General features: G+C 67.5%; 10 protein-coding genes. 5 read left to right on the top strand and 5 right to left on the bottom strand.

Annotated features, from left to right (window positions below; translation table 11 throughout):
- The first annotated feature begins 54 nt into the window (after positions 1 to 54).
- Positions 55 to 675: a GNAT family N-acetyltransferase gene (locus tag BM372_RS02775; protein WP_090951475.1), complete on the top strand. Its 621-nt coding sequence runs from the start codon at positions 55 to 57 to the stop codon at positions 673 to 675.
- On the opposite strand, the gene BM372_RS02770 is transcribed toward BM372_RS02775, so the two are convergent.
- Positions 672 to 1,508: an SGNH/GDSL hydrolase family protein gene (locus BM372_RS02770; RefSeq protein WP_090951471.1), complete on the bottom strand. Its 837-nt coding sequence runs from the start codon at positions 1,506 to 1,508 to the stop codon at positions 672 to 674. The two genes, BM372_RS02775 and BM372_RS02770, sit on opposite strands and share 4 nt — an antisense overlap.
- Positions 1,509 to 1,796: 288 nt before the next feature.
- Here BM372_RS02770 and BM372_RS02765 point away from each other — a divergent pair, with 288 nt between their 5' ends.
- The gene (locus BM372_RS02765; RefSeq protein WP_090951466.1) at positions 1,797 to 2,477 is read left to right on the top strand and encodes a tyrosine-protein phosphatase; all 681 of its coding nucleotides are present in this window, start codon (positions 1,797 to 1,799) and stop codon (positions 2,475 to 2,477) included.
- 9 nt (positions 2,478 to 2,486) lie between these two features.
- Positions 2,487 to 5,249, top strand: a complete 2,763-nt coding sequence (locus BM372_RS02760) for a S1 family peptidase (protein ID WP_256214005.1) — start codon at positions 2,487 to 2,489, stop codon at positions 5,247 to 5,249.
- Positions 5,250 to 5,353: 104 nt separating this feature from the next.
- Here BM372_RS02760 and BM372_RS02755 read toward each other — a convergent pair whose 3' ends face one another.
- Positions 5,354 to 6,556, bottom strand: a complete 1,203-nt coding sequence (locus BM372_RS02755) for a globin domain-containing protein (protein WP_090951462.1) — start codon at positions 6,554 to 6,556, stop codon at positions 5,354 to 5,356.
- Positions 6,557 to 6,728: 172 nt separating this feature from the next.
- Entirely contained in the window at positions 6,729 to 7,145 is a 417-nt protein-coding gene (locus tag BM372_RS02750; protein WP_090951459.1) for a PaaI family thioesterase, read from the bottom strand.
- A gap of 139 nt (positions 7,146 to 7,284) precedes the next feature.
- Here BM372_RS02750 and paaZ point away from each other — a divergent pair, with 139 nt between their 5' ends.
- Together paaZ and BM372_RS02740 are read left to right on the top strand one after the other, a co-directional pair.
- Complete coding sequence (gene paaZ, locus BM372_RS02745; RefSeq protein ID WP_090951456.1) at positions 7,285 to 9,381, top strand: phenylacetic acid degradation bifunctional protein PaaZ; 2,097 nt, start codon at positions 7,285 to 7,287, stop codon at positions 9,379 to 9,381.
- A gap of 222 nt (positions 9,382 to 9,603) precedes the next feature.
- Positions 9,604 to 10,011: a VOC family protein gene (locus BM372_RS02740; RefSeq protein ID WP_090951453.1), complete on the top strand. Its 408-nt coding sequence runs from the start codon at positions 9,604 to 9,606 to the stop codon at positions 10,009 to 10,011.
- Between the two features lie 93 nt (positions 10,012 to 10,104).
- Here the strand turns inward: BM372_RS02740 and BM372_RS02735 are convergent, their stop codons facing one another.
- Complete coding sequence (locus BM372_RS02735; protein WP_090951449.1) at positions 10,105 to 10,947, bottom strand: DUF427 domain-containing protein; 843 nt, start codon at positions 10,945 to 10,947, stop codon at positions 10,105 to 10,107.
- A gap of 72 nt (positions 10,948 to 11,019) precedes the next feature.
- Entirely contained in the window at positions 11,020 to 11,625 is a 606-nt protein-coding gene (locus tag BM372_RS02730) for a TetR/AcrR family transcriptional regulator (RefSeq protein WP_090951446.1), read from the bottom strand.
- Positions 11,626 to 11,656: the final 31 nt, after the last annotated feature.

Below are 11,656 nucleotides of genomic sequence, written 5' to 3'. Positions count from 1 at the left end.
ACCGCCTGGGATCTCTCCACCGGGCCGTCCGGGGCCGGCCTCTAGGATGGTGCGGTGACTTCCATCGAAACCGGCATCGTTCCGGTGACCCTCAGGGGCAAGTTTGTCATCCTCGAGCCGCTGAGCCGTGCCCATCACGACGGCCTCGTGGAGGCCGTGCGCGACGGCGAACTCTGGAAGCTCTGGTACACCTCAGTGCCCGCTCCGGATCAGATGGCGGCCGAGATTGACCGGCGACTGGCACTGCAGGAGCGCGGGTCCATGCTTGCGTTCACCACCCGTTTGATCGACCCGGCCACCGGCGGTCCCGGGGCAGTGATCGGGATGACGACGTACATGAATATCGACGCCGCCACGCCCCGGGTGGAGATCGGCTCCACCTGGAACGCCGCCTCCGCGCACGGCAGCGGCACCAACCCCGACTCCAAGCTCCTGCTGCTGCGGCACGCGTTCGAGACCCTCGGCTGCCCCGCCGTCGAATTCCGCACGCACTGGCTCAACCACCAGTCCCGTGACGCGATCGCCCGGCTGGGCGCCAAGCAGGACGGGGTGCTGCGCAGCCACGCCCGCACGGCCGACGGGATCCTCAGGGACACCGTGGTGTTTTCCATCCTCGAACACGAATGGCCCATGGTCCGCAACGGCCTCGAGGCCCGGCTGGCGAATCGGCCTTAGGGAGCCGAGTAAGCTTTGGCCTCGCTAAGGGAAGCGAAGTACGCCTCGTAGCCCTTGGCGTTCGGGTGGAAGTTATCCGGACTGCTCAGGGCCGAAAGGTCGAGATTGATCCACGGGGCTGCTGAGTTGATGCCGTGGCCGGCGAATGCGGCCCTGACGTCGACGTATTCCGCTCCGGTGGCCCAGGCAGCAGAGGCGATGGACGCGTTCAGGCCGTCAGCCAGAAGCGAGGCTTTGTAGATGAACAGGGACATCGGATCGGTGCGACCGGGGGCGACCGGATCGTAGAGGTAGGGATAGCCGGTCACTACAATCCTGGCGCGGGGCGCCGCAGACTTGACGCTCTGGATCATGGTGATCACGTCACTGGCCAGTCTTTTGCTGACGATCTCGCCCGCCGCGAAGGCGATGGCGGCATTGCACTGCGGACCGACGGAGGGATCCACCATGGCAGCGCTGCAGTCCGTGAAGATTGCCCCAACCCGGAGGTTGTTGCCGCCAGCAGTGATGGTGACGAGCTCAGTGGACTTGTTCAGCCGCTTCAGCTGGGTTTTCACGACGTCGTGGGTCGTTTTCCCGCTGCACGCTGCGTTGGCCACCAGTTTGATGGACCTCGTGTCCTCGGCCAGTTCGGAATAGGTGTTCTCGCTGCGGTAGCAATCATCCAGGTATGGCCCCGCGCCCTGTCCGGCGGCATAGGAATCCCCCAGCGCGACGTACTTGGTCTTGTCCACGGCCTGCGCCGGCACTGCCGCCAAACCTACCGCCAGTGCCAGGGTGGCGAGGCCGGCCGCCAGAGACGTTCGCCGGCGTCGAACTGTCAGAGTTCCCATGGTGTTGCCCCTCCGTGGCACCCAAATTCCGGCGCCTGTGCCTGGAAGACTTGCCGCGAAGGGGTGTCAGTCCGACGGCCGGCGAGCCGAAAAGAGCCCGGCGGCTACCGGGTTCACCGCCACCCTATGCTGAAGCACCCACCATGCCAATGGTCCGTTGGGCATATCCTCCATAGTCCCGTCGTGGATCAGCGCCGGTGCTTGTGCTTAGCTTTCAGGGTGATCATTCCCGCAACGCCCGGAGGCGAGGCCGCGCCAAAGGGAAGACGGAAGCCGGCGCCCGGAGCGGTGGCGTGGGACGGCGCAGTCAATGCCTGGCACGTCGCCGGCGACGTGTACCGGATGGGACGCCGGGAATGGCTGACGGAGGCCGGCTGGCGGCAGGCCCATGACGCCGGCATCCGCACCGTCGTCGATCTCCGCAACGAACCCGAGATCCGGCGCCGGGAGACCGATCCTCCGGTGAGGCCGGCCGCGCTGGCTGGCTTCGACGTCGTGCTGGCCTCCACCGAAAACCCCGCCAACACCGAGTTCCGCAAGCTGTGCGTGCCGTATCTGAACCATCCGGCCGCCTATGCCGACAACGCCAGACTGTTCCCTGAGCTGCTGGCCGGCGTCTTCAAGGCCCTGGCTGCCGCCCAGGGCGGCGTGGTCATCCACTGCTCCGCCGGGCGCGACCGCAGCGGCATGATAGCCGCCATGATCCAGGACCTCGCCGGGCACAGCGACGAGGCAATCGTGCAAGGCTACCAGCGCGCCATGCAGGGCATCAACGAACATCACCGCCGCGCGGCAGTCCCGCACCCTCATGAGCGCTATCTGCCCGACGACGTCCTGTCCCCGCTGCTGGAAGAGCGTGGCGCCAGCCTGCTGCAATTCGTCCGGTCCCTGAACACCGCGGAGTTTTTGCGCCGCCACGGGCTCACGGGCCGGGAGCTGGAGGCGATCCTGGCCAAGGTGGGCAGATAGGGTAGCGGAGTGCAGACTCCGAAGTTCCAGCCGGTGGTGCGGACCGCCGCGGCCCTCGCCCTCGCGCTCGCCGCTTCCTTTTCCGCCGTGCCGGCGTTCGCCGAATCCGGAACAGGTGCGCCGGCCGGCTCGTCCACTGTCCCTTCGCCGCCGGCCGAGCCGCCGTCGCAGGTCCCTTCGCAGTCATCGGCCGACTTCCTAGCGGCCTCCCCAGTTCCCGGCGCAACGCTCAGCGGCGACGGCCTGGCCGAGGCCGTGCGGCGGGACCTCGGCATGACCATGGCGGAATTCGACGCCGCCGGTGCCCTGGCCAGGCAGGCTGCCGACGCCGTGCCCTCCCTGCGCGGGCTTCCCGGCTACGTGGGGGTCCGGTTGGACGGCGGCACGATCGTCGTTGAAGGCAGTGGTGCCGGACTGCAGGCACGCGTGGACGAACTGAACCGCATAGACGAAAAGAAGGCGGCGGACGAAAAGAACCAGGCCGGGCTGAAAGCCGGCACCGCCGCCTTCGTGCTTGCCGCCCCGGCCGCAGCCACCCCTGCAGCCACGGCCCCCGCGGGCGCGGCACCCTCGGCCGCGGAGCTCGTGGCCTCCAGCACCCAACAGCTGTTCGAGGCCTATGTACGCGACGTCGGCGCCACCGGACTGCAGGCGGTAACCTACGCCAACGGCCACTTCATCATCCGTACGGGCGGCACCACCACCGCCCAATCCAGTGCGGCTGAATCCGATCCCGTCTCCGGTGCTGGCTCTGATCCCTCTGGTGCGGGTCCGGACGCTGCGCCGGGGGGAACGCCGGGCGCCAAGCTGAAGATGTCCCCGGCTGACTTCGTGGCCCGCTACGCCAACGTAGCCCTGGAACAAGGATCGCGGATCACCACGGAAGAGGACTTCTTTGGCGGCGAGGGGTACATCATTGACGGCCGGACCGTCTGCTCGGCCGGGTTCGGAGCCTTCGGCCCCGCCGGCGAGCCGCTGGTGCTGACGGCCGGACACTGCGCCGCCGACGGCGCCGCGAAGCACACCGAGATTGAAAATCCTGCGGGCGCGCCGGCGGCCGGCGGCGCGGGTTCGGGTGCGGCCACCGGTTCCCTGGGGGCCTTTGGGTTCAGCCAGTTCGGCGGCCCGGACAACTCCACGCTCGCGGCGGACGGATCCAACGTCGGCACGGACATCGCCGTCCTCCAAGGCATCAGGAGCGGCCTGGACCTCCAGCCCGCCGTCACCAGGTGGGACAACCCCTCCGATCCGGGGCCTACGTCCGTGAAGATCGTCGGAACAGTGGCCCCCTTCCCGGGCCAGCCGGTATGCCGCTCGGGACGGAGCCTCGGCTGGTCCTGCGGCACCGTGGACTCAGTAGGAAAGTGGGTCATCCCCGGACCCAATTCCCTGCCGCCGAACTACGACAACGACCTCCGCGCGATGAACGGCTTTGATTCCACCACCGTCAAGTCCCGTCCCGGCGACTCCGGCGGCCCGTGGATCAGCGGAAACTTCGCCGTGGGCACGCACACCGGAGCGGAAAGCGACGGCGGCGTGCAGACCCGGGCCATCGCGACGACTCTCGAGGACGCGGCCGCCCGGATCCCCGGTGGCATCCAACTGCGGCTGTTCCTGAACAAGCCGGAACTCACTTCGCCCGCCAACGGCACCGTCAGCGCCGGTGAGCCCATCACCGGCCATGTGGCCGCCGGGCCGGCTTCCGTGGTGGCACCGAACTCCAAGGTCCGCATCAGCGTCCAAGGCCAGAAGTCCGGCCAGGTGGAAGTGCCCGTCGACGCATCGGGAAACTGGTCGTTCCCCGCACCGCCGACGGCAGGGCCGTTCAGGTTCTCCGCGGAAACCGTGAACGGATTCAGCCGCTCCGGCGCAACCGCCATGTCCGTGGAGCTATCCCGCCTCGCGGTTCCTGTCATCACGGCTCCGCTGGAGGGCCCAGCGCTGACAGCCATCGAAACGATTGCGGGCACCGGCGAGCCAGGGCGGACCGTGCGGCTCTCCGGCGACCTCACCGGGTCCGGAGTGGTCGCTGCGGACGGCCGCTGGAGCATCGGGGTGGCCGATCAGCCTGCCTTCGGAGTCGTCTCGGTCACGGCCGTACTGACCGCCCCGGGGCAGGCGGACAGCCCTTCGGTCACCGGCCGCTATACGGTCATTCCGCCGGCCCCGGCAGTGTCAGGCACCCGTGAGGGCATACACTTCCGTCAGGACGCCCTGCCCGCGAGGATTTCGGGCAGCGCCGCTGGCGGTGCCACGGTGACCATCTCGGTGGACGGGATAGTTATTGGATCCGCCACGGCTGGTTCCGGCGGCCAGTGGAGCGTCCCATTCCCCGACGGACTGGCCGTCGGCGCGCACAGGCTGACGGTGACCCAGGCCGTCGATGACGTCGTTTCGCTTCCGACCGCCCTAGCCTTCACGATCGACGCCGCGCCCGCTTCCGCCGGTGATCCGGAAAAGACCCCCGCCCCCAGCGAGCCGACAGAGCCGAGCCAGCCCACGGCCAACCAGCCGGCCGCCAACCAGCCGGCCGCCAATCAGCCGACCACCAGCGGGCCGGGGGCGGCGCCTAACGAGCCCTCAAGCCCGGCGCCGGCTCCCGTCCCGCCGTCGGACACCTCCGTCAAGGTGGGCGGGGCGGCTCCGGGCAGTGGGGGGCAGTTGGCCAGCACGGGAGCCGGCGGGCTGTTGTCCGCCGCAGGTCTGGGAGCCGGCGCCCTTCTGCTGGGCGCGGCCTGCGTGGCCTTCAGCCGGCGCCGGAAAGCCAGCTAGCGGCGGTGGGCTACAGACCAGGGGTCGCCGGAACGCTGCGGGGTCGCCGTAACGTCCCGGCGACCCCGCAGGTTTCCGCGACCTTGATGGTTTCGAACCCGCGCCTACGCGAAGTCCGCCAGCCATAGGTCGGGGCCGAACACCTCGTACTGGATGTCCTTCGCCGGTACGCCGCTAGCCACGAGGGCGCTCCGGACTGATTTCAGGAAGGGCAGCGGTCCACAGAGGTAGTATTCGGCGTCCTCGGGGTAGTCAAGCACCCTGACATCCATGAACCCCGAGTATGCGGACGGCTCTGCGCCCTCGTCGGCATTGAGGAACCAAGGGTGCAGTGACCCGTCCGCAAGTTTCGCGAGGTCTTCGCTGACCTGCGCCCGGAGGGGGAACGAGTCCGGGCTGTCGTCGGCATGCAGGAGCATCACGCGTCGTTGGGAGCCGGATTTCACCAGGTGGGACAGCATGCCGGCCATCGGCGTGATGCCGATGCCCGCGCTGGCCAGGACCAGGGGCCGGTCAGTGTACTCGAGGACCACGTCGCCGAACGGTGCTGACAGCACCACCTCGTCGCCCAATCGGATATGGTCGTGGAGCAGGTTGGACATTTCCCCGTCCGGGGTCTGCCCCCCGTGCACCCGCTTCACCGCGAACTCCCGGTGCAGTCCGTCATCGGCCCTGGTCAGGCTGTACTGCCGCGGTTGCTGCACGCCGTCGGGCATGCGCATCTTGATGGTCACGTACTGCCCGGGCAGGGACGGCTTGACCTCGCGTTCGTCGGTCCGTTCAACAACGAACGTCACCACGTCGGCCGTCTCCTGGATCCGCTGGGCCACCCGCCATGTCCGCCAGATCGTTTCGGGAGCCAGGTGCACGGCGTTGTAGAGCCCACGCTCCTTGTTGATGAGCAGGTTTGCCATCAGCCAGTAGACCTCGTCCCAAGCGGCGGCGACGTCGGGCGTGACCGCGTCCCCGAGCACGTCCACAATGGCCCACATCAAGTGGTCGTGGACAACCTGGTACTGGTCCGGCGCCAAGCCCAGCGAGACGTGTTTGTGGGCCACCCGCGAAAGGAGATGGTCCGGCAACTGGTCGGGTTTGTCCACCAGCATCCCGGCGAACGCAGCGATGGATCCCGCCAGGGCCTGCTGCTGGCGGCCGTCGGCCTGGTTGCCCCGGTTGAAGAGTCCGTCCAGCAGGTCCGGCCGCGCCTCGAACATGTGTTTGTAGAAGCGCTTCGCGATTTCCTCGATGTGCTCACCCACCACGGGCAGCGTGGCCTTGATGACGGGCAGAGAGGTGTCCGAGAGCATGGTGGTTCCCTTCCGGCGACAGGATGGTGCGGGCGGTGGTGGGCGACTCGACGGCGCTTCCAATCTACCGTCGGCGCCCGCCGGTTAATTGGGTCTATTGGCCCTACCCGCGCTCCGCTTTGTCCTCGAGACCGGCGATCCCGGGGCCCGCCACGTCACGCCTTGCGGCCCGTTACGCCTTGCGGTCCAGCAGCAGGTTGGTGATCCGCAGTGTGCAAAGCCGCTGGCCGGCGTCGTTGGTGATCAGCACCTCGTGGGTGGTCAGGGTGCCGCCCAGATGGATCGGCGTTGCCGTGATGGTGATGGTCCCTTCCCGCGCCGACCTGTGGTGCGTGGCCGAAACGTCAACGCCCACGGCCGTCTTGCCCAGCGTGCTGGCATGGATCACGGCCGCCCAGGAGCCCACCGCCTCGCCCACGGCCAGCGAGGCGCCGCCGTGCAGGAGCCCGAACGACTGCCGGTTGCCCGCCACCGGCATGGTCGCCACCACCCGGTCCACGGACTCCTCGACAATCTTCACGCCCATCTTCTCGTCGAGCTCGCCGAGGGTGATCTTCCACAACTCGGTGCTGCCGGCCTCGGGCGTCATAACGTCTCCTTTGTTGTCGGCGGACCGCGGCTAGTGTGCGGCCGGCCTCCTTCATGTACTCTAGATGATATTACCGAACGGACGGTCAGTAATGTTCCGGCTCCGTTGATCTTGCCCCCGTTGGAAGGACCCGTCAACGATGACCACCACAGCCGCACCAACCCTCGACACCGTAGAGATCGTTCCCAGCTTCGTCCGGGGCTCCTGGTGGACTCCCGACGCCGACGCCGGCGCGGCGCCGGTCCTGGATGCCAGCACCGGCGAACTCCTGGCCAAGGTGAGCACCGAGGGACTGGACCTTGCCGCCGTCGTGGACTACGGCCGCACCACCGGCCAGGCGGAACTTGGCACGCTGACCTTCCACCAGCGGGCCCTTAAACTCAAGGAGCTGGCGCAGTACCTCAACGGCCGGCGCGAGGAGTTTTATGAGGTCTCGGCGCAGACCGGCGCCACCAAGATCGATTCCATGATCGACATCGACGGCGGGATCGGCGTGCTCTTCACCTTCGGGTCCAAGGGGCGCCGGGAACTGCCCAACGCCCAGGTGGTGGTGGACGGGCCCATGGAGGTGCTGTCCCGGGACGGCTCATTCGCCGGCGAGCACATCTTTACCCGCATCCCGGGCGTCGCCGTGCAGATCAACGCCTTCAACTTCCCGGTCTGGGGCATGCTCGAGAAATTCGCCCCGGCCTTTCTCGCCGGCGTTCCCACCATCGTCAAGCCCGCCACCCCGACAGGCTATGTGGCCGCGGCAGTGGTGAAGGCGATCGACGAATCCGGCATCCTGCCCACCGGCTCGCTGCAGCTCGTTTCCGGCTCCGCCCGCACCCTGCTGGATCATCTCGACTACCGCGACCTCGTGGCGTTCACGGGCTCGGCCTCAACCGCCAACACGCTCAAGTCCCACCCCAACGTGGTTCAGGGCGGCATCCGCTTCACCTCCGAGACCGACTCGCTCAATGCGGCGATCCTGGGCCCGGACGCCGTCAAGGGCACTCCGGAATTCGACGCCTTCATTAAGTCACTCGTCACCGAGATGACGGCCAAGGCCGGACAAAAATGCACCTCGATCCGCCGCGCGATCGTCCCGCAGGAACTTGTTGCCGACGTCGTGACCGCAGTGGGGGAGCGCATCCGCGAACGCGTCGTGCTCGGTGACCCCCGCGCGGAGGGCGTCACCATGGGCGCCCTGGCCTCCCTCGAGCAGCTCGCCGACGTGCGCGCCGCGGTCCAGTCCATGCTCGACGCCGGCGGTGAGCTTGCGTACGGCACGCTCGATTCGCCGAAGGTCACCAGCGCCGACGGAAGCATCGGCGTCGTCGACGGCGGCGCCTTCATGTCCCCGGTCCTGCTGAGCTGGGCCGATCCGGAGGCCGAGGAAGTCCACTCACTTGAGGCCTTCGGCCCGGTGTCATCGGTGATCGGCTACACGGACCTGGCCGACGCCGTCCGGCTCGCCGCCCGCGGCGGCGGCTCGCTCGTCGCATCGGTCTGCACCAACGACCCCGCCGTCGCGCAGCAATTGGTCACCGGCATCGCTGCCCACCATGGCCGCGTGCTCATGCTCAACCGTGAGGATGCCCGCAGCTCCACCGGCCACGGTTCCCCGGTTCCGCACCTGGTCCACGGCGGTCCCGGACGCGCCGGCGGCGGCGAAGAGCTCGGCGGCATCCGCTCGGTGATGCATCACATGCAGCGCACCGCCATCCAGGGCTCGCCCAACATGCTGACCGCCGTCACGGGCGTTTGGCACACCGGCGCGGACCGCAACTTCACGCTCGAGACCGAGGGCCAGCATCCGTTCCGGAAATCCCTGGCCACTCTGCACATTGGCGACGCCATCCGCTCGGAGCTGCGTGAGGTCTCGCTGGAGGAAATCACCAAGTTCGCGAACTCCACCGGCGACACCTTCTACGCGCACACCAACCAGGAGGCCGCAGCGGCCAACCCGTTCTTCCCCGGCATCGTGGCGCACGGCTACCTCCTGCTCAGCTGGGCTGCCGGCCTGTTCGTGGAGCCCGCGCCGGGCCCCGTCCTGGCCAACTACGGCCTGGAGAACCTGCGGTTCATCACCCCCGTGGCCGCTGGCGACTCGATCCGGGTCACGCTGACGGCCAAAAAGATCACCCCGCGCGAGACCGATGAATACGGCGAGGTGGCCTGGGACGCCGTCCTGACCAACCAGAACGACGAAATCGTGGCCACGTACGACGTCCTGACCCTCGTGGAGAAATAACCCCTCCCGCCCCTCCCTCGCCCGTTGCGCTATCACTTGTGGCTGCCAAATGGTCGAAATGACCGCCACAAGTGATAGCGCAACCCGGGAGGGGCAACCAGGGAGGGGCAACCAGGGAGGGGCAACCCGGGAGGGGCAGTCGTGACCGGTTCCGGGGGGCGCAAACGGCAGGCTCTTTCCATCCAGCTCCGGCGTAAAATCTTGATCGTAGGAGGTGGCGAAATGACCCTAGTACTCAACAAAGCCACAACAGTCCTGCCAGTGGATGATGCAGAACGTGCCCGGCATTTCTACGCGGACACTTTGGGGCTCCCGCACCGTGGCGTGGCAGACGACGGAAGCGAAATGTTCGGCTCAGAGGGCGGCCCGATGCTGCAGCTGATGCCTGTAAAGGATGGGATGCATTCAGAGCACACCGCCCTGAGTTTCGAAGTCAGCGAGATCGAACGCACGGTCCGGGAGATGGAAGCCAAGGGCGTCGCGTTCCAGGACTACGATCTCCCCGATCTGAAGACCGAGAACCACATTTGCACGACGGATTCCGAGAAGTGCGCCTGGTTCATGGACTCGGAGCACAACGTTCTTTGCGTGCACGAGAACATCACCACGGCTGCTGACTACCAGCTCTGAGGTACCGCAGATGCACGGCGCTCCGGCTCAGCGGGGCGCCCTTTCTGTTGCTGGCCCTCGCTCCCTACAATCCGTTGCCTGCCTTCGTGCTGCCTAGCCGGCCGCCCTGGACCAGGGGGTCACAGGCCGGGGCTGGAGCACGCCGCCCACCGTCAGGTCCACCCGTTCGTTGAAGAAGCACACCAGACCGTGGATCTGGGCGGCGTCGCGGAAAGAGTCGTAGTAGGTCCACGCAACGTTCCGGCCACGCTCGGAACCGGGGTAGGTGTAGTAGCTGGCCCTGCCCTTGTAGGGGCAGACCGTGCGTTTCGGGCTTTCCTCCAGGAGTTCCAGCCGCACATCGGCGGGCGGAAGGTAATACCGCACCGGGAGCATCGTTTCGTAGAGCAGCTGGGTGCTCTCGCTGGCGGCCAGCGTGACGCCGTCGACGGCGACTTCCACCGGGACCGAGGACGCACGGATGTCCACCCGGTGAAACGGGTCCCGGGGGTGGCCGATGATTTTCTCGTCGTCCTCGAGCCACTCGAAACTGTCGAATTCCAGCACGACATAGCCGGCCAGGTCCGGATCATCGGGCCGGAAGGCCGCCCGCGGCGCCGCTGCCCCTGGAGTCACGACGTCGAGTTCCTCGCCGGGTGCCGTGTGCTTGTGGAAACTTGTCCTCGGGTCGAATCCCGGCTGGATGTCCCGGCGGATGGTGGCGGCGTATTCCTCGACAGCCGGGGCGGGCAGTGACGGCGCCACAAGCTTGGCGCGCAGCTCGTTTACTGGCACGGCGAAGACCGGCGTGATCCGGCGCGGCTCCCAGATCAAGTAGGCATTCTGCGTGTCCACCACGGGGTGGCCTGCGAGGGCTGCACGGACACGCTTGGCCGTCGGTTCGAAGCGCAGCTGCGGGAACGCTCCGAAGAGCACCTGGGAGAGTCTTGTGGCCATGCTCCAAGAGTGGCCGCGGGGCCGCCGGGCGTCAACGTGTTCCGGCGGTGCGCACACCGGGAACCGCGAGGGCTAGTCCGGAACGTGGAGGCCGTGGAACGCCATGGTGATGACGTCGTCGGCCAGCTTCTCCGGGGACAGCGAGCCGCCGGGCTTGTACCACTCAACGATCGAGTTGATGGTGCCGAACAGCAGGCGGGTCACGGTGCGGGGATCGATGTCCTGGCGCAGCGAGCCTTCGTCGCGGGCGTCCGAAATGAGGGCGGCGACCTTGTGGTCGAACGTGCGCCGGCGCTCCAGGGCATTGCGTTCGATGTCGGTGTTGCCGCGCAGCCTGAGCAGCAGCGTGACGAACGGCAGCCGTTCCACGAGGACCGAGATGGTCTCGCGGACCACAAACTCCAGCCGCGCGTCGGCCGAGCCGGTCTGCGCCTCGGGCCGCTCCAGGATGGCCTCAAGGCCGCCGAGCGCGTGGTCCAGCGCGAGCTTGAGCAAATCGCCCTTGGACGGCACGTGGTGGTAGATCGCAGACTTCGAAATGCCCAGGTTCTCCGCGAGGATGCCCATGGAGGTGGCGTCGTAGCCGTGGCGGTTGAAGACGTCGACGGCGATCAGCAGGACCGACTGCTGGTCATAGCCGGGCCGGCCCCGCTTGGTGCTGGTTGCTGTGCTGGACATACTCGCTAGTTTCTCATGAACGGTCGGTCAG

This window comes from Arthrobacter sp. ov118 (assembly GCF_900116495.1).
Classification (GTDB): Bacteria; Actinomycetota; Actinomycetes; order Actinomycetales; family Micrococcaceae; genus Arthrobacter.
The sequence above is the reverse complement of the archived record's forward strand: the minus strand, read 5'-3'. Positions and strand labels throughout refer to the sequence as shown.